At 65.3% G+C, this 24,600-nt stretch carries 20 protein-coding genes and 1 pseudogene; 14 read left to right on the forward strand and 7 right to left on the reverse strand.

The window, feature by feature from the left end:
- The first annotated feature begins 73 nt into the window (after window positions 1-73).
- The 13 genes and pseudogenes from ACLB6G_RS05440 (at window position 74) to ligD (ending at window position 16,712) form a co-directional block, all read left to right on the forward strand.
- Window positions 74-589 carry a TRAP transporter small permease gene (locus ACLB6G_RS05440; RefSeq protein ID WP_410355088.1) on the forward strand — a complete coding sequence of 172 codons (516 nt, stop codon included), beginning with the start codon at window positions 74-76 and terminating at the stop codon, window positions 587-589.
- A 13-nt stretch (window positions 590-602) separates the two neighbouring features.
- The gene (locus ACLB6G_RS05445) at window positions 603-1,934 is read left to right on the forward strand and encodes a TRAP transporter large permease (protein ID WP_410355089.1); all 1,332 of its coding nucleotides are present in this window, start codon (window positions 603-605) and stop codon (window positions 1,932-1,934) included.
- An 11-nt stretch (window positions 1,935-1,945) separates the two neighbouring features.
- Window positions 1,946-3,253 (forward strand): histidinol dehydrogenase, encoded by a 1,308-nt coding sequence (hisD, locus tag ACLB6G_RS05450; RefSeq protein ID WP_410355090.1) that lies wholly within the window; start codon window positions 1,946-1,948, stop codon window positions 3,251-3,253.
- Window positions 3,254-3,256: 3 nt separating this feature from the next.
- A complete protein-coding gene (locus ACLB6G_RS05455; protein WP_410355091.1) occupies window positions 3,257-4,024 on the forward strand; it encodes an SDR family NAD(P)-dependent oxidoreductase in 768 nt (255 codons plus the stop codon).
- The gene (locus ACLB6G_RS05460) at window positions 4,021-5,016 is read left to right on the forward strand and encodes a zinc-dependent alcohol dehydrogenase (RefSeq protein WP_410355092.1); all 996 of its coding nucleotides are present in this window, start codon (window positions 4,021-4,023) and stop codon (window positions 5,014-5,016) included. Before ACLB6G_RS05455 ends, ACLB6G_RS05460 begins: the two co-directional genes overlap by 4 nt.
- A 12-nt stretch (window positions 5,017-5,028) precedes the next feature.
- The gene (locus ACLB6G_RS05465) at window positions 5,029-5,319 is read left to right on the forward strand and encodes a UxaA family hydrolase (RefSeq protein WP_371275847.1); all 291 of its coding nucleotides are present in this window, start codon (window positions 5,029-5,031) and stop codon (window positions 5,317-5,319) included.
- 11 nt (window positions 5,320-5,330) lie between these two features.
- On the forward strand, window positions 5,331-6,512 hold the full coding sequence (locus ACLB6G_RS05470; RefSeq protein WP_410355093.1) for a UxaA family hydrolase: 1,182 nt from the start codon (window positions 5,331-5,333) through the stop codon (window positions 6,510-6,512).
- A gap of 62 nt (window positions 6,513-6,574) precedes the next feature.
- The gene (locus ACLB6G_RS05475; protein ID WP_410355094.1) at window positions 6,575-7,585 is read left to right on the forward strand and encodes a YeiH family protein; all 1,011 of its coding nucleotides are present in this window, start codon (window positions 6,575-6,577) and stop codon (window positions 7,583-7,585) included.
- Window positions 7,586-7,614: 29 nt separating this feature from the next.
- The gene (locus ACLB6G_RS05480) at window positions 7,615-8,637 is read left to right on the forward strand and encodes an Ldh family oxidoreductase (RefSeq protein ID WP_410355095.1); all 1,023 of its coding nucleotides are present in this window, start codon (window positions 7,615-7,617) and stop codon (window positions 8,635-8,637) included.
- 474 nt (window positions 8,638-9,111) lie between these two features.
- Window positions 9,112-9,312: a dodecin family protein gene (locus tag ACLB6G_RS05485; RefSeq protein WP_410355096.1), complete on the forward strand. Its 201-nt coding sequence runs from the start codon at window positions 9,112-9,114 to the stop codon at window positions 9,310-9,312.
- An 80-nt stretch (window positions 9,313-9,392) separates the two neighbouring features.
- On the forward strand, window positions 9,393-11,876 hold the full coding sequence (locus ACLB6G_RS05490; RefSeq protein ID WP_410355097.1) for a vitamin K epoxide reductase family protein: 2,484 nt from the start codon (window positions 9,393-9,395) through the stop codon (window positions 11,874-11,876).
- 77 nt (window positions 11,877-11,953) lie between these two features.
- Window positions 11,954-14,191: an acyl-CoA dehydrogenase gene (locus ACLB6G_RS05495; protein ID WP_410355098.1), complete on the forward strand. Its 2,238-nt coding sequence runs from the start codon at window positions 11,954-11,956 to the stop codon at window positions 14,189-14,191.
- A gap of 39 nt (window positions 14,192-14,230) precedes the next feature.
- Window positions 14,231-16,712 (forward strand): annotated as a pseudogene (gene ligD, locus ACLB6G_RS20830) (DNA ligase D).
- Between the two features lie 17 nt (window positions 16,713-16,729).
- Here ligD and ACLB6G_RS05510 read toward each other — a convergent pair.
- The 6 genes from ACLB6G_RS05510 to ectA form a co-directional block, all read right to left on the reverse strand.
- On the reverse strand, window positions 16,730-17,734 hold the full coding sequence (locus tag ACLB6G_RS05510; RefSeq protein ID WP_410355101.1) for a CHAD domain-containing protein: 1,005 nt from the start codon (window positions 17,732-17,734) through the stop codon (window positions 16,730-16,732).
- 117 nt (window positions 17,735-17,851) lie between these two features.
- Window positions 17,852-19,336 carry an aspartate kinase gene (locus ACLB6G_RS05515; RefSeq protein ID WP_410355102.1) on the reverse strand — a complete coding sequence of 495 codons (1,485 nt, stop codon included), beginning with the start codon at window positions 19,334-19,336 and terminating at the stop codon, window positions 17,852-17,854.
- Between the two features lie 16 nt (window positions 19,337-19,352).
- Complete coding sequence (gene thpD / locus ACLB6G_RS05520) at window positions 19,353-20,285, reverse strand: ectoine hydroxylase (RefSeq protein ID WP_410355103.1); 933 nt, start codon at window positions 20,283-20,285, stop codon at window positions 19,353-19,355.
- Between the two features lie 53 nt (window positions 20,286-20,338).
- On the reverse strand, window positions 20,339-20,731 hold the full coding sequence (locus tag ACLB6G_RS05525) for an ectoine synthase (protein ID WP_410355104.1): 393 nt from the start codon (window positions 20,729-20,731) through the stop codon (window positions 20,339-20,341).
- Between the two features lie 6 nt (window positions 20,732-20,737).
- Window positions 20,738-22,027 (reverse strand): diaminobutyrate--2-oxoglutarate transaminase, encoded by a 1,290-nt coding sequence (gene ectB, locus ACLB6G_RS05530; protein ID WP_410355105.1) that lies wholly within the window; start codon window positions 22,025-22,027, stop codon window positions 20,738-20,740.
- Window positions 22,028-22,077: 50 nt separating this feature from the next.
- Complete coding sequence (gene ectA / locus ACLB6G_RS05535) at window positions 22,078-22,611, reverse strand: diaminobutyrate acetyltransferase (protein ID WP_410355106.1); 534 nt, start codon at window positions 22,609-22,611, stop codon at window positions 22,078-22,080.
- Window positions 22,612-22,796: 185 nt separating this feature from the next.
- Here ectA and ACLB6G_RS05540 point away from each other — a divergent pair, with 185 nt between their 5' ends.
- Window positions 22,797-23,276 (forward strand): MarR family winged helix-turn-helix transcriptional regulator, encoded by a 480-nt coding sequence (locus tag ACLB6G_RS05540; RefSeq protein ID WP_410355107.1) that lies wholly within the window; start codon window positions 22,797-22,799, stop codon window positions 23,274-23,276.
- Between the two features lie 30 nt (window positions 23,277-23,306).
- Here the strand turns inward: ACLB6G_RS05540 and ACLB6G_RS05545 are convergent, their stop codons facing one another.
- A complete protein-coding gene (locus tag ACLB6G_RS05545) occupies window positions 23,307-24,599 on the reverse strand; it encodes a GNAT family N-acetyltransferase (protein ID WP_410355108.1) in 1,293 nt (430 codons plus the stop codon).
- Window position 24,600 lies beyond the last annotated feature (1 nt).

The raw sequence follows: 24,600 nt of genomic DNA on the forward strand, positions 1-24,600 counted from the left end.
CGTCCGGATGGCAGATCGAACAGACGGTCGTAGCGGACCCGCCTCGTGGCGGTTCGCACGGGGAGGAATTGCCGTGCCAGGAATATTGGAAGCATTGAACCGGAATGCCGAGCGATGGGCGCTCCTCGTCTTCTACGTCATGCTGGTCGTGACCATGTTCATCGAGGTCATCCGGCGAGAGGTCTTCGCCTTCTCCTCGATCTGGGGCGAGGAGATCGTGCGCTATTCCTTCATCTATCTTGCTTGGATCGGTGCAGCGGCAGCCGTGAAGGAGCGCGGGCACATCCGCATCGATGTGATGATGCACTACCTCGGTCCGCGGGCCAAGGCAGCGCTCTACATCTTCGGCGATCTGGTCATGCTCGCCGTTGCCCTGGTCGCTCTCTACTGGTCCTTCGAAACCGTGATGGTGTCGGCGAAATTCGGCTCGGTCAGCCACGGCTTGCGTGTCTCGATGGTCTGGTTCCTGGCTGCCGTGCCGATCGGTTTCACGCTGGTGACAATCCGCCTCCTGCAATCCCTTTCGCGCGATCTGCGCGACCTTCGTGACGGGCGGCCCGTCTACGAAGGCGACAAGCTTTTCGACTGAGGAGGCACACCGCATGCTCTGGAACCAGTTGCAGAATCAGGCCGTGGAGCTTGGCTGGGACTTCTACGGCCCGGTCCTCATCTTCGTCGCTCTCGTTGCATTGGCCGTGCCGGTCTGGGCCGCCATCGGCGCCGCGGCCATCGCCATGCTGATTTTCTCGAACGCGTTGCCGCTCAGTCTCGTCGGCGAAAGCCTGTTCGACGGCATCGATGCCTTCGCGCTGACAGCCGTGCCGCTGTTCATCCTCACCGGCGACGTGTTGGTGCGCACCGGGTTGTCACGCAAGTTCCTCGACGTTGCCGAGGCGCTGACCTGCTGGACCAAGGGCGGGTTCGGGTCGGCCACGGTGCTCGTCTGCGGCATGTTCTCGGCGATTTCCGGTTCCGATGCGGCCGGTGCGGCCGCCGTGGGGCGCATGACCATCAACCGGCTCGTGGAATCGGGCTATCCGCGCCCTTATGCCTGTGCGCTGGTTGCTGCCGGCGCGTGCACGGGCATCCTCATTCCGCCGTCGATCGCCTACATCATCATCGGCCTCGTCCTCGGCATCTCGGCGTCCACGCTGTTCATGGCCGCGCTGATCCCTGGCATCGCCATCCTCTTGTCGATCCTGGTGACCAACATCGTCATGAACCGGCTGTATTCCTGGGAGGGCGGCGAACCCATGACGCTGGGCGAATGGCTTGGCCATCTGGGCCGCGCCCTCAAGTCAGGCTGGTATGCCTTCATCGTGCCGGGCATCATCTTCTACGGCATCTTTTCCGGGCGTCTCACGCCCACGGAGGCCGGCGCCACCGCCGTGATCGTGACCATGATCATGGGCTTCATCCTGGGAACGCTGAAGCTGTCGGACTTTCCGTCCATGCTGGTCAGCTCGGCCAAGGTCAACGGCGTCATCCTGCCGATCATCGCCTTCTCGCTGCCGTTGGCCCAGGCGCTTGCCATCCTGGGCGTCCCGCAGGGTTTCGTCTACTCGGTCACAACGCTGACCGACGACCCGATGATCCTGATCCTGCTGATGATCCTGATCCTGATCGCAGCCGGCTGCGTGATGGAGACGACGCCCAACATCGTCATCCTGGCGCCGATCCTGAAGCCGCTTGCCGACAATATCGGCATGAACGAGATACAGTTCTGCGTGATGATGATCACCGCCCTCGGTGTCGGCTTCATCACTCCGCCGCTCGGCCTCAACCTCTTCGTCGTTTCCGGCCTCACCGGCGAATCGATCCTCAAGATCGCCGCCCGGGCCGTACCCTTCGTCTTCTTCATGCTGATCGTCGTTCTCGTGATCGCCTATGTGCCGGCACTGTCGACGGTCATGCTGCCGGATGCCTACAAGTAGGAGTTGCTCCCATGTCTCGCAGATATCTCAAGAAAGCCGACCTGACGCCGGCCAGCGGTGCCGGTGACGTGCGCGAAACCGTCCAGTCGATGCTCGACGACATCGAGGCGCGCGGCGACGAGGCGGCGCTGGAATATGCCGCCAAGCTCGACCGCTATGACGGCCCGGTGAAGCTCACGCGCGCCGATATCGACGCGGCGATCGCAAAGGTGCCCGAAAAGCTCAAGCGTGACATCCAGTTCGCCCACGACAATGTCCGGCGTTTCGCGGAGGCGCAGAAGGAAACGCTGAAGGACATCGAGATCGAGGTCGTGCCCGGCCTGATCGCCGGCCAGAAGAGCATCCCCGTGCGCGGCGCCGGCTGTTATGTCCCGGGCGGACGTTACAGCCACATCGCTTCCGCCATCATGACCGTCACCACGGCCAAGGTGGCCGGCTGCGGCTCCATCGTTGCCTGCTCGCCGCCGCGTCCTGATGTGGGCATTGCCCCGGCCATCATCTATGCCGCGGACCTGTGCGGCGCCGACACCATCCTCGCCATGGGCGGCGTTCAGGGTGTTGCCGCCATGGCATTCGGCCTGTTCGGGCTGCCGAAGGCCGACATTCTCGTCGGTCCTGGCAACCAGTTCGTCGCCGAGGCCAAGCGCATCCTGTTCGGCCGCGTCGGAATCGACATGTTTGCCGGTCCCACCGACAGCCTGATCCTGGCCGACGGGACGGCCGACCCGGAGGTCGTCGCCGCCGATCTCGTCGGCCAGGCCGAGCATGGCTACAATTCGCCGGTCTGGCTGGTTACAGACGACGAACCGCTGGCGCGCAAGGTGATGGAGATCGTGCCGCAGATGATCGCCGACCTGCCGGAGGTCAACAGCAAGAACGCCGAGGCGGCCTGGCGCGACTATGCCGAGGTCATCGTCTGCGACGATCGCGAGGAAATGGCGGCGACGGCGGACGATTACGCGCCGGAACACCTCACCGTGCAGGCCGCGGACCTCGACTGGTGGCTCGGCCGGCTGCAATGTTACGGCTCGCTCTTCCTGGGCGAGGAGACCACCGTGGCCTTCGGTGACAAGGCGTCGGGACCCAACCATGTGCTCCCGACGTCGAAGGCGGCGAACTATACGGGCGGCCTTTCCGTGCACAAATACATGAAGATCGTCACCTGGCAGCGGGCGACTCGCGAAGGGGCTCGTCCCGTCGCGGAGGCCACGGCGCGCATATCGCGGCTGGAAGGCATGGAAGCCCATGCGCGCACGGCCGATATCCGGCTGCGCAAGTACTTCCCCGGCGAAACGTTCGACCTGACGCCCGGAGAGTGAACGATGGCGGCGTCGCATCCCGCACGGTTGTTTGACCTGAAAGGCCGGGTCGCCTGCGTCACCGGCGCGAGTTCCGGCCTTGGCCGCAGGGCAGCCGACGTGCTGCTTGCCGCAGGGGCAAGGGTGGTTGGCGTGGCGCGGCGCGAAGCCGTGCTTGCCGACTGGGTCGCCGGTGCGGGCGATGAGGCCGCATTCGTCGCAGGAGACCTGGCAGGCGCGGACAGCGCGTCACGGATTGCGGCCGAGGTCGCCGAACGCTTCGGTCCACCGGACATCCTGGTCAACGCGGCGGGTATCAACACGCGACAGGCTGCCGACGATGTCACGCCCGAGGGCTGGGAGACGACGCTGGGCATCAACCTGACGGCGCCGTTCTTCCTCGCCCAGGCCTTTGCTCCGGCCATGCGGGAGAAACGCTGGGGCCGCATCGTCAACTTCGCTTCGCTGCAAAGCTACCGCGCCTTTCCTGGCGGCATCGCCTATGGCGCCAGCAAGGGCGGCGTCGTGCAGATGACGCGCGCCATGGCCGAGGCCTGGTCCGGCAGCGGCATCACCGCCAACGCCATCGGACCCGGCTTCTTCCGTACGGAACTGACGGCGCCCGTCTTCGCCGATCCGGCCCGCGCGGCACGCAATGCGGCGCAGACCTGTATCGGCCGCAACGGCGAACCCGAGGATATCGACGGACCGGTGCTTTTCCTTTGCTCCGATGCCGGTGCCTATGTCACGGGCCAGACCCTCATGGTGGACGGAGGATTTACCGCCAAATGAAAGCGCTCGTCTATCTTGGCCCCAACGAACTTGCCATCCGCGACGTGCCGGAGCCGCAGCCGGCGGAGGGCGAACGGCTCGTGCGGGTCGACAGCGTCGGCATATGCGGCTCCGACATGCATGCCTATCTCGGCCATGACGAACGCCGCCCGGCGCCACTGATCCTCGGACACGAGGCCGCCGGCACTGTCGTTTCCGGCCCGCAGGCCGGGCGCCGCGTCACCATCAACCCGCTCGTCACCTGCATGGCCTGTCCAGCCTGCCTGTCGGGCCGGGAAAACCTGTGCGCCGGACGGCAGATCATCTCCATGCCGCCGCGTGAGGGCGCCTTCGCGCAATTCGTTGCCATGCCGGAGCGTAACCTCGTGACCGTGCCCGATGGGATCCCCTTCGAAAAGGCGGCCCTGGCCGAACCTGTCGCCTGCGGCTGGCATGCGGTGAAGCTGGCTGGACGCGCGCTTGCACGACCGCTGGCGGATGTCTCGATGCTGATCCTTGGCGGCGGTGCCATCGGCGTCGGGGCGGCGCTGTCCTTCCGGGCCATGGGCGGCACGGATATCGTCCTCGTCGAGCCCAATGCCGCCCGGCGGGCTTACCTGTGCGAGACCGTCCGGCTGGATGCCCGCGACCCCGCCGAGGCCGGAGAGGGGCGTCTGTTCGACCTCGTCATCGATGCCGCCGGTTTTGCCGCCACCCGCGAGGTTGCGTCGCAACGCGCCGTGCCGGGCGGCGTCATCGTCCACATCGGCCTTGGCGAGGCGACCGGAGGCCTCGACGTGCGCCGCATGACCTTGCAGGAAATCACCTTCATCGGCACCTACACCTACACGATGGCTGATTTCCGCGAAACGGCGCATGCCATTTTCGACGGCCGCCTCGGCGCGCTGGACTGGGCGGTGCCGCATCCCCTGGACGCGGGCCCCCAGGCTTTCGCCGATCTCCATTCCGGCGCAGTCACCGCGCCGAAGATCATTCTCAAACCCCAACTCTGAAAGGAAACCAGGATGGCTGAGATTCCCCATCTTCTCGTCCACGAGCAGGCCGACAATGTCGGCGTGGTCGTCGTCGAAGGCCTCAAGGCCGGCACCGACATGCTGTGCTGCATCACCCATGACAATTCGACCTTCCGCCTGACCGCCAAGGCTGATGTGCCGATCGGCCACAAGATTGCGCTCAAGGACCTCAAGGCCGGTGACACGGCGATCAAGTACGGCGAGGATATCGGCAAGATCATCGCCGACATCGAGCAGGGCGGCCACGTCCACACCCACAATTGCAAGACCAAGCGCTGGTAAGGATCGCGATCATGGCTTCGAAATATTCCAATATCACAATCCAGGGCTACCGCCGCGAGAACGGCCGGGTCGGCGTGCGCAACCACGTGGTCATCCTGCCGCTGGACGACATTTCCAACGCCGCCTGCGAGGCGGTGGCCAACAACATCAAGGGCACGATGGCCATTCCCCATGCCTATGGCCGGCTCCAGTTCGGGGAAGACCTGGAACTGCATTTCCGCACGATCATCGGCACGGGCGCCAATCCGAACGTGGCGGCCTGCGTCGTGATCGGCATCGAGCCCGGCTGGACGCAGCGCGTCGTTGACGGCATCGCCGCGACGGGCAAGCCCGTGGCCGGCTTCTCCATCGAGCAGAACGGCGACCTCAAGACGATCATGGACGCCTCGCGCAAGGCCAAGGAATTCGTCCATTTCGCGACCGAACTTCAGCGCGAGGAATGCTCCATTTCCGAGCTCTGGGTATCGACCAAGTGCGGCGAGAGCGACACCACCACCGGCCTGGGCTCCTGCCCGACCGTCGGCAACATGTATGACAAGCTGCTGCCCGAGGGCATCTACGGCTGCTTCGGCGAAACCTCCGAGATCACCGGCGCCGAGCACATCTGCAAGGCCCGCGCGATCAACGAAGAGGTGGGCGAGCGCTGGTACAAGATGTGGAAGGCCTACCAGGACGAGGTGATCTTCGCCCACCAGACCGACGACCTGTCCGACAGCCAGCCGACCAAGGGCAACATCGAGGGCGGCCTGACGACCATCGAGGAAAAGGCGCTCGGCAATCTCGAGAAAATAGGGCGCACCTCGAAATACATCGACATCCTGGGACCAGCCGAAGCGCCGCAGTCGGGCAAGGGACTGTATTTCATGGATTCCTCGTCGGCCGCGGCCGAATGCGTCACCCTGATGGCCGCCGGCGGCTATGTGATCCACACCTTCCCCACCGGGCAGGGCAACGTGATCGGCAATCCCATCGTGCCGGTCATCAAGATCACCGCCAACCCGCGCACGGTGCGCACCATGAGCGAGCATGTCGACGTCGATGTCTCGGGCATCCTGCGCCGCGAGATGACCATCGACGAGGCCGGTGACGAACTGATCGACATGATCCGCCGGACCGCCAATGGCCGCAACACCGCTGCCGAGGCGCTGGGGCACCGGGAATTCTCGATGACCAAGCTTTACCGCAGCGCCTGACGCTGCCGGTACGACATTTCCGCCCGGCCTTTCGCCGGGCGGCCCACCCGAGCGGAACACCCATGGCTAGTTTCTCCCTGTCGTCGGCGCGCGCACGCGCCTCGGACCTCTTCCCCGGCGTTCTGCTTGCACTGACCGTTGCCGTCGCGGCGAAGTTCCTTTCCGAGCATTACGGCGCGCCGGTCATGCTGTTTGCCCTGCTGATCGGCATGGCCTTTCACTTCCTGGCGCAAGAGGCGCGCTGCAAGCCGGGGATCGAATTCGCCTCCCGCACGCTCTTGCGCGCCGGCATCGTCCTGCTCGGCGCCCGCATCACCTTCGGCGACATTGCCTCCATCGGGGTTTCCGGTCTCCTCACCGTCATCTGCCTGCTCGCGCTGACCATTGCGAGCGGGTTCGTCTGCGCCCGCCTGTTCAGCCGCGGCTGGCGCTTCGCGCTGCTGACCGGCGGATCGGTGGCGATCTGCGGCGCTTCCGCCGCGCTGGCCATTGCCTCGGTCATCCCCCACAACGACAAGACGGAGCGCAACCTCCTCTTCACGGTGGTTGCCGTCACCACGCTTTCGACGATCGCCATGATCGTCTATCCTGTCTTCTTCTCCCTCATGGGGCTGACAGACATCCAGAGCGGCTTCCTGATCGGCGCGACCGTGCATGACGTGGCTCAGGTCGTCGGCGCGGGCTATTCCATTTCCACCGAAGCTGGCGACATGGCGACCATCGTCAAGCTGCTCCGTGTGACAATGCTGCCGGTCGTCCTGCTCGCCATCGCCATAACGCTTTCCTCGCGGGCTGGCGCCGGCGGCAAGATCCGCCTGCCGGCCTTCGTCATCGGCTTCGTTGCGGTCGCGGCGGCCAACAGCTTCCACGTCATCCCGCAGGCGGTCTCCGGTGGCGCAGCCGCGCTGTCGTCCTGGCTGCTTGTGACCGCGATCGCCGCCCTCGGCGTGAAGACGAACATGAAAGCAATGCTGAACCTTGGATGGCGCCATTCCGCCGTTGTGGTGGTTGAAACGCTTTTCCTGCTCGCCATGGCGCTTGTTGCGCTGGAAAGCGGACTTGTACCGGGATAACGGATAGTGCAGCGCAGGAGTGGGCCAGCATGAGTGACATCGACATCCGGATGGAAACCGGGGAGGCGGAGGCCCTGATCGCGCGGGTCCTGCAGCAAAGCGGCACGGCGCCAGACAATGCGGCCAGTGTGGCCAGGGCGCTTGTCGCGGCGGAAGTGGACGGACAGGCGGGACACGGGTTTTCGCGCGTCGCCGCCTATGCCGCCCAGGCGAAATCCGGGAAGGTGGCCGGGCATGCGGTCCCGCGCATCGAAACGGGCGCGGCGGCGCTGCTCAATGTCGATGCGGGAAACGGCTTTGCCTTCCCGGCCATCGATGCCGCCATCGACGCGCTGACCGCTCTTGTGCCTGCCACCGGCGTGGCGGCCGCATTCATCCGCCGTTCGCACCATTGCGGGCAGCTTGGAGCCCATGTCGAGCGCCTTGCAAATCACGGCTTCGTTGCCCTGATGATGGCCAACAGCCCGCCGGCGATGGCGCCCTGGGGCGGTGCGGCCGCGTTGTTCGGCACCAACCCGATCGCCTTTGCCGCGCCGCGCCGCGAGGGGTTGCCTCTCGTCATCGATCTTTCGCTCTCCAAGGTGGCGCGCGGCAAGGTGATGGCGGCGTCCAAGCTGGGCAAGCCGATCCCGGAAGGCTGGGCGCTTGACAGCGAAGGCCGGCCGACAACCGACCCTGACGCCGCGCTGAAGGGCACCATGCTGCCGGCGGGCGACGCCAAGGGCGCGATGCTGGCGCTTATCGTCGAAATCCTGGCGGGTACGCTGACTGGCGCCAACCACTCCTTCGAGGCAACGTCGTTCTTCGATGCGGAGGGGGCGCCACCCGGTGTCGGGCAGATCCTGATTGCCTTCGATCCGGGGCGGACAGCGGGTCCCGGTTTCCCCGGGCGGCTGGAAATGCTGCTTGCGGCGATGACGGATCAGGAGGGGGTGCGCCTGCCCGGTTCAAACCGGGCCCTGCGGCGCGAGGCGGCAGCGCGCGATGGCGTGAGGATCCCGGCGAAACTCCATGCCGAGATCATGGCCCTGGCCGGATCATTGCCTGACTAGGCGGCCCTTCAAGCGGGTGCGGAACGGCCGCCGGGATCGCTCATCTTCTTCGTTGCCGTGACGGGACTTGAACCATCGTTCAGCAGTTCAAGACATTGCGAACAACGGATTTCCTCGACAAGTGAAATGTCACCTTCGACCACGATATGATTGACGGTTCCGCAAGTGGAACAGGTCAATGCGTGCGAACGCATTCGCAAGCTCCTTTCTGCCCTTGAGGCGGGAGCTCAGACCCGGTTGGAAAGGGAAATGTCTCTCAGGCATCGGCTGCCGTATCGAATGCCGATGATGAGCGATCTGTAGCATTTTCCGGCCTTCGAGGCGAATCCCGTCCAAAGCCGATCGCCTTACCGAACGGAAAGCCGTCCTATGCGTGAACGCACGCCACGGGCAGGTTCGGCAAAGAAATGCGACCTCCCAGGGAACATCGAAGCCCAGCGGCCATTGGACCGGGAAGAACCAGAGGAGGTTATCATGTCTGTTGCCCGTACAACGGAAATCAGTGCGTCGGGTTCAAGTTTTGACAATGCGATCCAGAATGGCGTCGAGCGCGCCACCAGGACGTTGAAGAATGTCGAACAGGTCTGGGTAAAAGACATCAAGGCCCGGATCTCGAACGGAAACGTCGACGAATACAGGGTCGACATGAAGGTGAGCTTCGTTCTCGACGACTGATTGCTTGGCCCCACGGACGCGCGAGGCAAGCGCCTCGCGGGTCCGCCGTCATCCAGCCCGGATACACGACATCGGAGCGCATGGCTGAAACGAAGAAAGCCCGTCAGAAGCCGCTGGTCCTGATCACAGGCGCCGCAGGAAACATGGGCGCGGCCGTCGTCAAGGCGCTGCGTTCGCGTTACCGCCTTGCCGGCCTCGACCTGAAGAGCGAGGGCGCGGCCTGTCCGGTCGTGGAGGTTGACCTTTCGTCCGCCGATTCCGTTCGCCTGGCGCTGGACCAGATTGCCAGGCAGCATGGGCGCACAATCGCCTCGGTCATTCATCTTGCCGCCTATTTCGATTTTTCCGGCGAAGACCATCCGCTCTATGACAAGGTCAATGTGGAGGGCACGCGCAACCTGCTCGAGGCGCTTCAGGATTTCGAGGTCGGCCAGTTCGTCTACTCGGGGACCATGCTGGTGCACCGGCCAGGCGAACCCGGCCTGCCCATCACGGAAAAGGCGGCGCTGGAGCCGAAATGGGCCTATCCGCAATCGAAGGCGCGCGCCGAACAGGCGATCCGCGACCATCACGGCAAGATTCCTTACGTCCTCCTGCATCTGGCCGGTCTCTATGACGAGACGGGCGCCGTTCCCACGCTTTCGCACCAGATCGCGCGCATCTATGAGCGCGATGCGAAGGCGCATGCGTATTCCGGTTCGCTGGAGACCGGGCAGGCCTTCATTCACAAGGAGGACATGGTTGATGCCTTCGTGCGCACCGTGGATCGCCGCGATGCGCTTCCCGAGGATGTCACCATTCTCGTCGGCGAGAGCGATGCGGTCTCCTATGGCGAATTGCAGCGGCTGATTGCCGCCGAAATCCACGGAGAAGAACAATGGGACACGGTCTCCGTGCCCAAGCCGGTCGCCAGCGCCGGTGCCCGGCTGGAGGTGAAGAGCGAACCCGTCGTCCCCGACGATTTCGACCAGGGCGAAAAGCCGTTCATCCGTCCCTTCATGATCGGCATGGCCGACGACCATTACGAACTCGACACGACTTTGGCGCGCGAACTGCTTGGCTGGACGGCAAAGCACTCGATCCGGGAAACCCTCCCGCAGATGATCGAAAACCTCAAAAAGGACCCGGCGGGGTGGTACCGGCAAAACGGGATCACCTTGCCGCCCTGGATGGAAGAGGCGGAGAAGCGGAAGGCCGACCCGGAAGCGCTTCGGGCAGACGCCGAGAGACGCTTCCGTGCCGCGCACCGGCGCTCCCTGTGGGCGCCCTTCATCAACATGGGTCTCGGCGCATGGCTGATGACCAGTCCGCCGGTCCTGGGATACGAATCGGCGGCCATGGGCTGGAGCGACGGGCTCGCCGGGCTTGCCATCGTCCTTCTTTCCTTCCTCACCCTGTCCTGGCGCCTGAGCATCGTGCGCTGGGCGGTAGCCGCGGCGGGCCTGTGGGTCATGTTCGCGCCGCTCGTCTTCTGGGCGCCGACGGCGGCGGCCTATCTCAATGGCACGTTGACTGGCGCGCTTGTCTTTGCCCTTGCCGTGGTGGTGCGGCCGCCGCCCGGCGTCAGCGTCGTGGCCGCGACCACGGGGCCGACCGTGCCGCCCGGCTGGGAATTCTCCCCGTCGAGCTGGTTCCAGCGCATGCCGATCATCTTTCTCGCGGTCGTCGGACTGCTCGTCTCGCGTTACCTGACGGCCTATCAGCTTGGCCACGTGGATGGTGTCTGGGACCCGTTCTTCGCCGGCGCGGCCGGGAATGCGAAGAATGGAACGGAAGAGATCATCACCTCGCCGGTTTCCGAGGCCTGGCCCGTGCCCGATGCCGGCCTTGGCGCGCTCACCTACATGCTGGAAATCCTCACCGGCCTGATCGGCTCGTCGCGGCGCTGGCGCACCATGCCCTGGCTGGTCATGCTGTTCGGCATCATGATCGTGCCGCTCGGCATCGTCTCCATCACCTTCATCGTCATCCAGCCGATCCTGCTCGGCACATGGTGCACGCTGTGCCTGATGGCGGCCGCCGCCATGGTGATCCAGATTCCCTATTCGGTTGATGAACTGGTCGCGACGGGGCAGTTCCTTGCAAGGCGGCACAAGGCCGGCCGACCCGTGCTGCGCATCTTCTTCACCGGCGACACGGACGAGGGCGCCGACAGCCGGGAGGACGATGACGACTTCAATCTCTATCCCTTGCAGGCCCTGCGCGAAATGGTGATCGGCGGCGTGTCGTTTCCGTGGACGCTCGTCGCCTCTGCGGGTGTGGGGGTCTGGCTCTTGTTCACACGCCTGACGCTCGGCTCGCAGGGCGTGATGGCCAATGCCGATCACCTGGTCGGCTCGCTCGTCATCACGGTCAGCGTGACCGCGATGGCCGAGACCATGCGGCCCGTCCGCTTTCTGAACATGCTGCTGGGATCCGGGCTCATCATCGTCGCACTGGTGTCCGGCGCGACCTTGCTGCAGTTGGCCGCCAGCGTGCTGGCCGGTATGCTGCTGATCGGCCTTGCAGTGCCGCGCGGGACGATCCGCAACAGTTACGGCTCCTGGGACCGGCTGGTCGTCTGAGGCGGGGCTGCTCCCCGGAAGGCTCCGCCCATGGAACCGCGAGGCTGCATGGGCGTTGCCGCGTCAGGAGGAATCCCATGTCCCTGCGCACATTTCGTCGAGACCATGTCACGCGGCCCATCTTCGACTGGGCAAAAAAGCAACTGCCCTCGCTGTCCGAAACGGAGCGGCAGGCGATAGAAGCCGGTGAGGTCTGGTGGGATGCCGAGCTTTTCACCGGCGATCCCGACTGGCGCAAGCTCCTCGCCACCGCACCGGCACGCCTGAACGAGAAGGAACAGGCGTTTCTGGACGGGCAGTGCGAGGAACTGTGTTCCATGCTGCACGACTGGGAGATCACGCGTGCGGGCGACCTTCCGCCCGAGGTCTGGGCCTTTCTCAAGGAGAAGCGCTTCTTCGGCATGATCATTCCGGAAAAGTATGGCGGGCTCGGCTTTTCCAACTTCGCGCATTCGCAAGTCGTGCGGCGCATTTCCACCGCGTCGATCACGGCCGGGGTCACGGTCATGGTTCCCAATTCGCTGGGGCCGGGCGAACTGCTGCTGCAATTCGGCACGCAGGAGCAGCGCGACCACTGGCTGCCGCGCCTGGCGCGCGGAACGGACGTGCCCGCCTTCGCGCTGACCAGCGAGCATGCCGGCTCCGACGCCTCTGCCATGCGCGACACGGGTGTTGTCTGCCGGGGCATGTGGAACGGCGAAGAAGTCACCGGACTGCGGCTGAACTGGTCGAAGCGCTACATCACGCTGGGGCCCGTCGCCACCGTGCTCGGGCTGGCCTTCAAGCTTCGCGATCCCGACGGCCTGCTGGGGCGCAGCGATGCAGAGGGCATTACCTGTGCCCTCATTCCCACCCACCTGCCCGGCGTTGTCACCGGACGCCGGCACATTCCCTGCGGCCAGGCCTTCCAGAACGGCCCGACAACCGGCGAGGACGTATTCGTTCCGCTCGATCACATCATCGGCGGTCCGGAGCGGGCAGGCCAGGGCTGGATGATGCTGATGAGCGCGCTTGCGGCCGGGCGGGGCATCTCGCTGCCTTCGCTGTCGTCGGCGGCGGCCTCCAGGTCGGCCCATGCGACGGGCGCCTATGCGCGGGTACGCGAGCAGCTCGGCATTCCCGTCGGCCGTTTCGAGGGCGTGCAACGGCGCCTGGGGCGCCTTGCCGCCAATGCCTATACGCTGGATGCCGCGCGCCACCTGACCTGCGTGGGGCTCGACGAGGGCCGCAAGCTGGCGGTCATTTCCGGGATCATGAAGGCGAATGCCACGGAGCGGATGCGCGATGCCGTGGACGACGCCATGGACGTTCATGCCGGCAAGACGGTGATCGACGGGCCAAGCAACTGGCTCGGCAATTTCCACAAGGCGGTGCCGGTCGGAATCACCGTGGAAGGCGCCAACATCCTCACCCGCAACCTGATCATCTTCGGACAGGGCGCGATCCGGTGCCATCCTTATCTTCTCGACGAAATCCTTGCGCTCGACATGGCGGATCGCGACGCGGCGCTCGATGCCTTCGACAAGGCGTTCTGGGCCCATGCCGGTCATTCGGTGAAGACGCTGTTCCGGGCGCTTGGCCGTGCCTGGACGGGCGGAATGTTCGCGCCGGCGCCGGACGCGGGCGGGGCACGGCGCTTCTACCGTCAGATGGGGCGCCATGCGGCAGCCTTTGCGCTGGTCTCCGATTTCGCGCTGCTGACGCTCAGCGGTTCGCTGAAACGCAAGGAAATGCTGTCGGCGCGTCTCGGTGACGTTCTGTCCGACCTCTACCTCCTGTCGGCCGTTCTGAAACGGTGGGAGGACGAAGGGCGCCAGGCGGCCGACCTGCCGCTGGTGGAATGGGCAGCGACCGACGCCTGCGCCCGCATGCGCGCAAGCCTCGATGAAGTGCTGGCCAACCTTCCCAACCGCCCGGCCGCGCTCTTCCTGCGGGCCGTGACGCTGCCAGGCGGGTCGCGCCGGGGCCCTTCCGACGCCCTGACCCGCGAATGCGCCGAATTGCTGCTGTCCCCGTCGCCCACGCGCGACCGGCTGACGGCCGGTGTGCGCGCCGTGGCCGGCAGGGGCGCGCTTGCAACGCTGGAGGAAGCCTTCGAGGCCGTGACAGCAACCGACCGGTTTCGCAGGAAGCTGCGCGAAGCCGGCCTGAGCGCCGATGAGGCGGCGGAAAAGGGTGTGCTGACGCCCGGCGAAGAGGACGCCCTCCGGCGGGCCGAGGATCTCGTCGCGCGCGCCATTGCCGTCGACGACTTCGATCCCGCCGACATCGGACCCGCGCGCGAAAGGGAGGTCCATCGCGATGCGGCGGAATGAGCGGGTACATCCGCGGCACGGCCGGGGCAGTGGAACGCCATGAGCACGACCGCCAAACGTCTCGCCGATTACGTGGCCAGGCGCGACTTCAGCCGTACGGCCGAACCATCGGGAGCCGGGAGAGGGGCGGCGCAAGGCGAACCGCGCTTCGTGGTGCAGAAACACGATGCGTCACGGCTGCACTACGACTTCCGGCTGGAATGGGACGGCGTGCTGCTGAGCTGGGCCGTGACGCGCGGACCGAGCGCCGACCCATCGGCCAAGCGGCTGGCGGTGCGCACGGAGGATCATCCGCTCGACTATGGCGATTTCGAAGGTACGATCCCGGAAGGCGAGTATGGCGGCGGCACGGTCATGCTCTGGGATCAGGGGACATGGGAAGCGCAGGAGGATTTCGCCAAGGGGCTGGACGAGGGCAAGCTGAAGTTTACGCTGCATGGCGCCCGCATGAAGGGCGGCTGGGCGCTTGTCCGCATGCGCGGCAAGGAGAAACGCGAGAACTGGCTCCTGATCAAGGAGCACGACGCTTTCGAGGAAGATGACGCGGAGGCGCTGACCCGGCGCTACAAGACCAGCGTTTCCAGCGGTCGGACCATGGCGGCGATCGCGAAGGGCGCCCGCGCCAAGCGGAAGGATGCGAAAGGGGCGCTCATGAAGGACCAATCCCGCCGGTTCGACCTCGCACGGCCGGATTTTCGCGAGCCGGAACTGGCGAGGCTGGTCGACGATGTGCCGGAAGGCGAGGACTGGCTGCATGAGGTCAAGTTCGACGGCTACCGGTGCCTGGCGGCGCTCGGCAGGCAAGGTGTGACACTGTTCAGCCGCTCCGGCCTCGACTGGACCGGACGCTACGAGGGCCTGCCCGAGGCCTTCGAATTGCTCGACTGCCGGAACGCACTGATCGATGGCGAGGTGGTGTCGGGTGCGAAGGGGGAGGGTTCTTCCTTCTCGTCCCTGCAACGGGACCTTGAGCAGGGAAACCCGGTGCTGTTCATGGCCTTCGACCTGCTCGAACTCAATGGGAAAGACCTGACGGGCAAGGCGTTGCAGGAGCGCAAGGACATGCTCCGGGACCTGCTGTCCGGCCTGCCCGGGGATTCGCCGGTGCGTTATTCGGAACACGTTCGCGGCGGTGGACAGGCGGTGTTCGACAATGTGCGCAAGGCCGGCGGCGAGGGCATCGTCTCCAAGAAGGCCGACAGCCGCTACAAGGGAAAGCGCAGCGGCGCGTGGCTGAAGATCAAGGCCGGCCACCGCCAGGAGTTCGTGGTCGCCGGCTGGTCGCCATCCGACAAGAAGGGCCGGCCGTTCTCCTCGCTCATCCTCGCAACCTTCGACAAGGGTGGCCTGACCTATCGCGGCCGCGTCGGCAGCGGCTTCAGCGATGGCGACTTCGACCGGCTGACACCCATGCTTGAAAGGCGCAGCCGCAAGACCGCGCCCGTCGACGAGGTTCCACGGGATGTCGAACGGGATGCCCGCTGGGTGACGCCGAACATCGTCGTGGAGGTGGAAATGGCCGAACTGACCGATCAGGGCATCATCCGTCACGGCGTCTTTCTCGGCGTGCGCGAGGACAAGGATGCGAAAGCGGTAAAGCTGGAGAAACCGCAATAGGAAGGGCGCCATGCCGGACTATCTGGGCATCACCATCTCGCATGCGGACCGGGTCGTTTTTCCCGATGCTGGCTGCACGAAGGGCGATGTCGCCGCCTGGTACGCCAAGGCCGCCGAACGGATGCTCGCGCTTGCCGGGCGCCGGCCTGTCGCGCTGTTGCGCTGTCCGCAGGGGCGGGAAGGGGACTGCTTCTTCCAGAAACATGCGGGCAAGGGATTCCCGGCCCAGATCGATACGGTCCGTATCAAGGAGAAATCCGGCGGTTCGCAAGCCTATATGGAGATCCGGCAAAAGGCTGGTTTCGTGGCCGCCGCGCAAATGGGGGCCATCGAATTCCATATCTGGGGATCACGCAGCGACAGGCTTGAGAGGCCGGACAGGCTGGTCTTCGACATCGACCCCGACGAGGGACTGGCGTTTGGCGACGTCAAGCGGGCCGCCTGCGAGTTGAAGGGTTTTCTCGGCGAAACCGGCCTGGAGAGCCATCCGCTCGTCACGGGAGGCAAGGGGGTGCATGTCATCGTGCCCTTGCGCCGCACGGTCGAATGGGAAACAGCGGCCGGCTTCTGCCGCACGGTCGCAGCCCATTTCGCCAGCGCCTACCCGCACCGCTACGTCGACACCATGTCGAAGGAAAAACGCAAGGGCCGGATCTTCATCGACTGGCTCCGCAACCAGCGCGGCAATACCGCCATCGCTCCCTGGTCGGTGCGGGCGCGGGCCGGCGCGCCGGTCGCGGTTCCGCTCACATGGGACGAGTTGCAGGCCTGCGAGGCGGCCAACCGCTTCTCCATGGGCGATGCCATGGCGCGCCTTTCAAAGCCCTGCCCGCTTCTCGAAGCGAAAAGACAGACGCTGTCGGCGGCTACCATTGATGCGCTGGAAGCCGCGGTGACGGGCTGAGGCCACAGGGCTCCCCGCTATGTGCGCTTTTTCCAGAAAACGGGCGTGCGCTTCAGGTCCTTCCAGAGGGCGCGGGCATGGCTCCAGGCGGTTTCCGCTTCCATGGCCTTGGCGCCGAGAAGGCGTCCGATCGCGCGCTGGACGGCCGGATCGGCATCGGCGCCGGCCGGGTCTCCGGCGAACCATGTCTCCGCCATGCGGGTGTCGTTCAGGGCGCCGAAGACATCCTGAAGCGATTTGAGGTGCGCGAGAAAGGGCGCGACCTTCTTTTGCGCATGGATGGGGGCGAGAAACTCCACCGCATAGCGCAGCTTCTTCAACTCCTTGCGCAGTTCATGGCGTTGTTCCAGCGTCAGCCGGCCGATCTTGCGGGCATGGGCGCGGGTCTTCTTCCAGCGTTTGTCCAGCACCATGCCGGCCAGGTCGCGAGCCGGCACGCCGCGCCACTTCGCCTGTCCGGTATCGTCCGCGGTCATCCACGGCGCGGTTTCGACCCAGACCTGCAGGTCGCGCAGGAATGCGCTTGCGCGCGGACCCGAAATTGTCGTGCGAAAAGACGTGCGCAGACCGGATGCGCTAGCTTGGACGGATTGCGCCAAGGCCGCCGCGCCCTCGTCATCGGGCCGTGCCCTTGCCAGCGGCTCCACCATTTCCGACAGGATCACATCGACGTCGCGCACCTTGCCGGCCTCGCGGCCCAGCCATTTGGCTTCGCTGGCGAGCACCTCGCGCGCCTCGCCGTCGACCACCTTGCCGAAGATGGACAGGGCGCTGCGCAGGCGGCGCAGGCCGATGCGCAACTGGTGCGGGCCCTCCGGATCGTCGGATGACAGGATCGCGGCGGCATTGGCCGATATCTGCGCGGCGCATTCGCGCAGGACCGACCGGGCTGCCTCGCCCGCCGGCATGGCGCGTACAAGGTGAACGGCGACTGCCTTGCGGACCGCCACCGACCCGGCGTCATTGGCATCCGGGCCGGCGCCCCCCTCGCCGAGGTGACGGTTCGAGTCCTGTTCGTTCATGGCCCGCTCCGGTCTACGCTGTTGCGGGCAGTTTCATCCGGTTCCTGGAAAAAGGCAATTTGCGTGACCGCCAGCATGGATGGAGGTGCCGGCGGGATCGCGCCGGCACGCGCCTTGTCAGGCCGCGTGTTTGAGCGGATTGCCGGCAGCGGTTTCAACGAGCGCGCGGTGAAGCGCCCGGGCACCGGCTTCCTTGTCCTCCTCGGAAAGGAGAAACTGCACATCGACGCCCCGTCCAGTTTCCTGGGCGGCGATGGGCGTGATGCCGGCTTCGCGAAGGGCCTGCAGCCCGTTGAGCATCACGTCCTGGCCGGTCAGGTCCCGGCCGATGGCGGAGACGATGGCCGCGCGGCGCGCGGTGATGCGGGCATTGGGGTAACGCTCGCGCAGGTCCCGCTCGACCCGGCGCACGCCCTTCAACGTCGCCTCGACATGATGGACGATGGAATTGGCGTTCGACGCCTTGGAGACGATGCGCAGGCGATGGCGCGTCAGGGCATCGAGGATGGCCGCGTCGTAGCCCTTCACGCCCACCATGTCCTGCTCGAACAGTTCGATGGAGGTGATGGTCAGTCCGGTGATCATCTGCACGCCCGGCTCGCCGGCCAGATCGGCGTCGATCAGTGTGCCCGGATCATCCGGTTCGAACGCGTTGGCGACGCGCAGCGGCACGCCGGCCTGTCGCAGGGTCTTTGCCGCCTTGGGATGGATGGCTTCCATGCCCATGTTGGAAAGCTGGTCGGCCACGTCGTAGTTCGTGCGGCCGATCTTGCGCACCTTGTCCTCGCCGACAAGCTTCGGATCCGCGCTGGAAAGGTGGAACTCCTTGTGGATGATCGCCTCTCGCGCGCCGGTCAGCGCGGCGATGGTCGCGAAAGTCACTTCCGAATAACCCCGGTCGAATTCCTTCATCAGGCCTTCGCGGCATTGCGCATAGCCGGTGACGATGGGCAGTTCGCTGGCCAGGTCGATGTCGGCGAAGGCGGTTTCGATGCGCTCGTGAAGGTCCGGCTGGGTTTCGTCGCGCCAGCCGGTCAGATCGACCAGGCGCGCATTGACGCCATGGCGGCGCAACAGGATCGCGAGGTTGTTGGCGGAATGGGCTTCGCCGAGGGCGGCAAGCAGTTCGCGCGTCGTCTGCATGTGCTCGGTCAGCTGGAAGTGGCCGTAGGAGCACAGGCGCTGCAGGTCGATCAGGCAGCCGCGCGCGCCCTCGATGCGTTCGCGCACGAATTCGTCAGCCGCCTGGCGGTCGGCCGCATGGTCGAACAGGCCGGCATTGATCTCCAGCATGGCGCGCGCCGTCTGCGACAGCGCATCCATCCAGCCGTGGTGGTTGTCGGCGCTGGCAAACAGCGCGTAGACACCCAGTTCGCCGGATTTCTTGTGTTCCAGCAGGCGGTCGGTGATGCCGCCGAAGGCGGAAACGACGAAGACACGCTGGTAGAGGTCCGCGCCGGTGCGCTCACCCACAAGGATCGTGCCGAGCAGTTCGCGCAGGCGACTCATGGAGGTGCCGCCGATCTTCTCGACGGTGTGCGCGCATCGCAGCGGCGTGTTGTCCTGCGATGCGTTCCGGCTGGTTTTCTCAGCCTTTGTCATTGTTCATTCTCTCCTTTCAGGCCAGCGGGCCCGATGCGATTTCAAGCGGGAGGGCGTCGCCCCGCGCCGCCAGGAAGTCCGGCCGCGGTTTCGAGGCCGCGAAGGGATCAAGCAGCGCGTTGGACACCGCATTGAACACGAAGAAGGCGTTGGACCGGGCAAACGGCGTGATGTTGGAATTCGACCCGTGCATGGTGTTGCAGTCGAAGAGCACCAGCGTGCCGGCCGGGCCGGTCGCGCTCTCGATGCCGTTTTCGCGGGCCAGCCGGCTCAAAGCCTCATGCGAGGGCGTGCCGACCTCCTGCACCTTCAGCGAGGTCTTGTGGTTGTCATCCGGCGTCTCGCCCGCGCAGCCGATGAAGGTCTTGTGCGAGCCCGGCATCAGCATCAGCGCGCCATTGTTGGCGTCGTTGTCGGTCAGCAGCAGCGAGGCCGAGACCGCGCGCATGCGCGGCATGCCATCCTCGGCGTGCCAGGTCTCGAAATCGGAATGCCAGTAGAATTCCTTGCCCGTGAAGCCCGGCTTGTAGTTCAGCCGCGACTGGTGGATGTAGACCTCGTCACCCAGCAGGAAGCGCGCGATGCCTGCCAGACGCCGGTCGCGGGCCAGCCGGTCGAAGATCACGCTCTGCTCGGGCAGCTTGAAGATGGTGCGCACCGCATCGCTGTCGGGTTCGGTGATGACCGTGTCCTGCATCAGCGTGCGCCCGCCCTCGCGCAGGCCCTTGGCTTCGGCCTGCAAGGCCTTCACTTCCTCGGGCGTGAACAGGTTTTCGAGCACGAGAAAGCCGTTGCGCTCGAAGCTGTCTGCCTGCTGGGCAGTCAGCGGCGCGTCGGGGCGCCACTGGCTCCAGACCGTGCGGTCGTGCCGCTCGCTCCAGGTCTCCTGCGGCAGGCGGGTGGGGTAGGCGTCGGTTGTGTTTCGTTCGGGGTTCTGCATGAGATTCATTGCTCTCTCCCGTCCTTGTTGGTTTTGGTTGGCGTTTGGTCCGGCGCCCCGTTTCAGGCCTCCTCGGCTACGAGGGCATAGGATCCGTCCGCCTGGTGGACTTCCTGGCCGGTGACCGGCGGATTGAACACGCAGGCCATGATCATTTCCTCGCCGGCGCGCAGGATGTGCCTGTCATGCTTGTCGAGCGCATACATGATGCCCGGCCGGATCTGGTGGACCTCACCGGTGGCGATGTCCTCGATGGAACCGGAACCGGAGATGCAATAGACGGATTCAAGGTGGTTCTTGTAATGGAAGTTCAGTTCGCCACCGGCATGGATGGTGGTGATGTGAAAGCTGAACCCCATCTTGTCGCCGGCGAGCAGCAGGCGGACGCTCTCCCACCCGTCCGACACGACGTGCCGCTCGGTGTTCCTGGCTTCGTTCAGGTCACGTACGATCATTGCTCTTTACTCCGCTGCGATGGTCTTGGGCTGGATGACAGTTGCGACGGCCGCCTCGAGGATGTCGAGGCCGCGTTCGAGCCGTTCGCGTTCGATGGTCAGGGGCGCGAGGATCTTGACGACTTCGTCGAAGGCGCCCGAGGTCTCGATGATCAGGCCGTTGCGGAAGCATTCCGCACAGATGTCGGAAGCGCGCTCGCCGCTGCCCACGTCGACGCCCTGCATCATGCCGCGGCCCTTGACGCGAGCGCCCGGCACGCGGCTTGCAATGCGGTTCAGCCGTTTGCCGAGAAGGTCGGCCTTGCCTGCGATCTCTTCCTGGAAGGCGTCGCCGGACCAGAATTTTTCCAGCGCAACGCGCGCGGTCACGAAGGCATGGTTGTTGCCGCGGAAGGTCCCGTTGTGCTCGGCCGGGCCGAAAATGTCATGCTCCGGACGGATCAGCACGGCAGCCAGCGGCAAGCCGTAGCCAGACAGCGATTTGGCCATGGTGACGATATCCGGCATGATACCGAAATCCTCGAAACTGAAGAAGGTTCCCGTGCGTCCGCATCCTGCCTGGATGTCGTCGACGATGAAGAGCGCGCCGTTGTCGCGGGCGATTCTCTCGATGCGGCGCACCCATTCCGGCGAGGCGGCATTCAACCCGCCTTCGCCCTGGACCGTTTCCAGGATGATGGCCGCCGGTGCATCGATGCCGCCGGAGGGATCGGACAGCATCTGTTCCAGAAGGGCCGCGGAATCGGTGTCCTGGTCGAGAAAGCCGTCAAAGGGCATGCGGGTGACATCGGGCAGGCCGACGCCGGCGCCACCGCGATGGTAGCCATTGCCGGTGGCCGCCAGTGCGCCGTTGGTGACGCCATGGAAGCCGTTGGTGAAGGCGATCACGTTGGTGCGGCCGGTCACCTTGCGGGCCAGCTTCAAGGCTGCCTCGACGGCATTGGCCCCGGTCGGGCCGCAGAACATCACCTTGTGATCCATGTCTCGCGGCTTGAGGACGATGCGCTCGAAAGCCTTGAGGAAATCGGCCTTTGCGCCGGTATGCATGTCCAGGCCATGGGTGACGCCGTCGCCGGCGATGTATTCGACCAGCGCGGCCTTCATGTCCGGATCGTTATGGCCGTAGTTGAGCGACGAGCAACCGGCCAGGAAATCGATGTATTCGCGGCCGTCGGCATCGGTCAGTGTGGCGTTGCGGCCGGTCTCGAAGACGACCGGAAAGCTGCGGCAATAGCTGCGCACAGCCGATTCGCGCCGGGAGAAAATGGTGGTGTCGTCCGTCGTGGCGGAAGTCATGGGAACCTCTTTTCAGGTTTGTTGTCTTTGTCTTCGCGCAGGTGGCGAAATCAGGCGGCGGCGCGCCTTGCATCCGGGAAGCGGATGGTGACCATGTGCTCGGTCTCGTGGCGGCCGTCGAAATGGTCATCCCGGCGATAGTGCGGGCGGTCGCTGAGCCTGCCGCCGCGACTGCGGGCCAGGGATGAAAACAGCGCCCAGCTTGCCTCGTTGTCCGGCGTGATGGTGGTCTGCAGACGGGCGACATCCTTGCAGGCGTCGCGGTCGAGCAGATGGTTCAGCATGCGCTTGCCCACGCCCTGGCCCTGGGCCAGCGGCGAGACGGCGACCTGCCAGACGAAAAGCGTTTCGGGGTCGTCGGGCAGGCGATAGGCGGAGATCCATCCGACCAGCTTGCCGTCGGCCCGGGTGGCCGCAACGCATGTTTCGGCAAAATGGTCGCACTGGATCAGGTTGCAATAGCGGGAGTTGACGTCCAGCGGCTCGCAGGCCCGGACAAGCTCCCAGACGTCGCTGCCGTCTTCGCGCGTGGGCTCGCGAAAGGTGATGGTGTCTTTTCGTTTCAGTGGTTCAACGGGTTTCATGGGTCTCCGAAATGCCTGTTCAATGTGCTGCGGATATTATGATTATCGAACTACATGACAACAGATGATGCCGAAAAAAGTTCTGAAAAATATATAAATTGTTGAAATCAATGTGAAAAAATGCGATATGATATAATTTGCAAATCAAAATGGTTTTCCGCATCGGATCAACCGGAAGAGGTGGCATGGAAGACAGGGTACAGGCATCGCTGATCGCGTTGAGACGCATTCTCAGGGCTACCGAATTCAATGCCCGCGCGCTGGCCAAGGCCACCGGGCTGACAGTCCCGCAGCTCATCGTGCTGGAAATCGTCGCGCGCAATGACCGCGTGGCCCCGAAGACGATCGCCGCCCAGGCCGGCGTCGGTCAGGCGACGGCGACGACGCTGATCGACAAGCTGGAGCGGCGCGGCCTGGTTTCGCGCACGCGCGGCCAGCGCGACAAGCGCATCGTCTGGGTGAGCGTGACGGAGGAGGGGCGGGCCGTCCTGGCGGCGGCGCCGGACCCCTTGCAGCGCATCTTCGCGCGCCAGTTTTCCGACCTTCCCGACTGGGAACAGGCCATGGTCCTCTCGGTGCTGGAACGGGTGGGCGACATGCTCAACGCCGGCGACATCGACGCCTCGCCGCTGCTTGACGTGGGCGCGATCGTGGCAAAGGAGTGAGGCAGCGCGCAGGCGCTGCCGGCTGCCTCCTCAGCGCCGCCGGATGAAACCGCGCATGCGCTTGCGCACAAGGCGCGCGAGGTTGCGGGTCTCGGTGTAGAGGTGCAGTTGCGCGGCCGTCTGGCGGGCAAGCCGGTCGGCGCCGGGTGTCAGGCCGACGATGAGCGTGCCGATGGTCCGGCGCTCGCTCCACAGCCGGTCCATCTGCGGATGATCGGGCGCGGCGCAGGAGTCGGTTATCGCGATGTTGGGATCGTCGAGATGCGTCTTTGTCGCCTCGATCATCAGAAGCGCGCCGGGCGAATAGGCCGACAGCGTCTCGTCATAGGCCGTCTTCCACGTATAGGCGACGCCGCGTTCGATGTAGACGATGAGGGCCGCGATCGTTTCCCCGTCCAGGGTCAGCGTGTGGACGCGCACCATGTCCTGTTCGGATAGTCGGTGGACCGCTTCGCGCACGAAGGCGGCCTGGTAGCGGTCAGATGCCAGGGCGGTGCGTTCGCGCCCCTTCCAGCCCATCAGTTCCAGCGTGAGGAAGGATTCGCAGCCGCGGCGGATGTCGTCGGGATGGCGGGCCACCTGGTATTCCAGGGTTCCCTTCTCGGCGAGCCTGCGCCACAGCCGGCGGTATTCCCGGAAGTGGTGGGAATTGAGGGAGTTGCGAAGGTAGGTTTCGCCGTCCAGGTCGCTCTTCAGGAAGGCGCGCTCGCGCGTGGCCGCGGTCAGGACCGGGAGGTTGCGGCCCATCGCTGCTGTCCGCACGATACTGGCGGCCTCGCCGTCCAGAAGCATGTCGGGCAGGACCAGCACGTTCGGCAGTCCGAGCGAGGGGCGCGTCAGCATGGCCATGAAATCGTCAACGATGCCGACCGGATCGTCGCGGTCGATCAGCGGCGTGCCGAGCGGGCCGTAGGGGCTCGACCAGGCGCGCAGGATGGCCGGGCCAATGCCGAGGCCGGGGCGTTCGACCGAGTAGGGCAGAAGGAACCGCAGGCGCGAGCGGTGATCGTTCTCGTCGCGCATGACGGCGAGGAACACTTCCCGGTCTTCCAGCCGCGGCATGGCGGGGGCGAGGAAGCGCGGATTGAAGAAGACGTTCGGTTCGATGCTGCGGGCGGCCAGGTGGTCGAGTTCCTCCACGAGGTCGAAACCGGCCGATGCCGCGTAGACCGACAGCCGGCGAGGGCTTCCGGGCAGGGTCGCGCCATGCAGCACGTCGAGCGGCAGGTCCCCGAAGCCGGATCCGCCGACGCCCGCGAGATCGGCGATCAACTGGCCCGACGCGGTGCCGCTGAATTCTTCGAAGAGAGGAATGGCTGCCATG

The sequence above is a fragment of the Zhengella sedimenti genome, from assembly GCF_046506625.1.
GTDB lineage: Bacteria > Pseudomonadota > Alphaproteobacteria > Rhizobiales > Rhizobiaceae > Zhengella > Zhengella sedimenti.

Excerpts from the sequence above, each read along its gene's own strand:
- ACLB6G_RS05480 (WP_410355095.1), top strand. The coding sequence starts at position 7,615 with ATGAGTGACATCGACATCCGGATGGAAACCGGGGAGGCGGAGGCCCTG.
- ACLB6G_RS05525 (WP_410355104.1), bottom strand. The coding sequence starts at position 20,731 with ATGATCGTACGTGACCTGAACGAAGCCAGGAACACCGAGCGGCACGTC.
- hisD (WP_410355090.1), top strand. The coding sequence starts at position 1,946 with ATGTCTCGCAGATATCTCAAGAAAGCCGACCTGACGCCGGCCAGCGGT.
- ectB (WP_410355105.1), bottom strand. The coding sequence starts at position 22,027 with ATGACTTCCGCCACGACGGACGACACCACCATTTTCTCCCGGCGCGAA.
- ACLB6G_RS05455 (WP_410355091.1), top strand. The coding sequence starts at position 3,257 with ATGGCGGCGTCGCATCCCGCACGGTTGTTTGACCTGAAAGGCCGGGTC.
- ACLB6G_RS05445 (WP_410355089.1), top strand. The coding sequence starts at position 603 with ATGCTCTGGAACCAGTTGCAGAATCAGGCCGTGGAGCTTGGCTGGGAC.
- ACLB6G_RS05545 (WP_410355108.1), bottom strand. The coding sequence starts at position 24,599 with ATGGCAGCCATTCCTCTCTTCGAAGAATTCAGCGGCACCGCGTCGGGC.
- ACLB6G_RS05465 (WP_371275847.1), top strand. The coding sequence starts at position 5,029 with ATGGCTGAGATTCCCCATCTTCTCGTCCACGAGCAGGCCGACAATGTC.
- ACLB6G_RS05510 (WP_410355101.1), bottom strand. The coding sequence starts at position 17,734 with ATGAACGAACAGGACTCGAACCGTCACCTCGGCGAGGGGGGCGCCGGC.
- thpD (WP_410355103.1), bottom strand. The coding sequence starts at position 20,285 with ATGAATCTCATGCAGAACCCCGAACGAAACACAACCGACGCCTACCCC.
- ACLB6G_RS05495 (WP_410355098.1), top strand. The coding sequence starts at position 11,954 with ATGTCCCTGCGCACATTTCGTCGAGACCATGTCACGCGGCCCATCTTC.
- ACLB6G_RS05515 (WP_410355102.1), bottom strand. The coding sequence starts at position 19,336 with ATGACAAAGGCTGAGAAAACCAGCCGGAACGCATCGCAGGACAACACG.
- ACLB6G_RS05485 (WP_410355096.1), top strand. The coding sequence starts at position 9,112 with ATGTCTGTTGCCCGTACAACGGAAATCAGTGCGTCGGGTTCAAGTTTT.
- ACLB6G_RS05540 (WP_410355107.1), top strand. The coding sequence starts at position 22,797 with ATGGAAGACAGGGTACAGGCATCGCTGATCGCGTTGAGACGCATTCTC.
- ACLB6G_RS05460 (WP_410355092.1), top strand. The coding sequence starts at position 4,021 with ATGAAAGCGCTCGTCTATCTTGGCCCCAACGAACTTGCCATCCGCGAC.
- ACLB6G_RS05470 (WP_410355093.1), top strand. The coding sequence starts at position 5,331 with ATGGCTTCGAAATATTCCAATATCACAATCCAGGGCTACCGCCGCGAG.
- ACLB6G_RS05490 (WP_410355097.1), top strand. The coding sequence starts at position 9,393 with ATGGCTGAAACGAAGAAAGCCCGTCAGAAGCCGCTGGTCCTGATCACA.
- ectA (WP_410355106.1), bottom strand. The coding sequence starts at position 22,611 with ATGAAACCCGTTGAACCACTGAAACGAAAAGACACCATCACCTTTCGC.
- ACLB6G_RS05475 (WP_410355094.1), top strand. The coding sequence starts at position 6,575 with ATGGCTAGTTTCTCCCTGTCGTCGGCGCGCGCACGCGCCTCGGACCTC.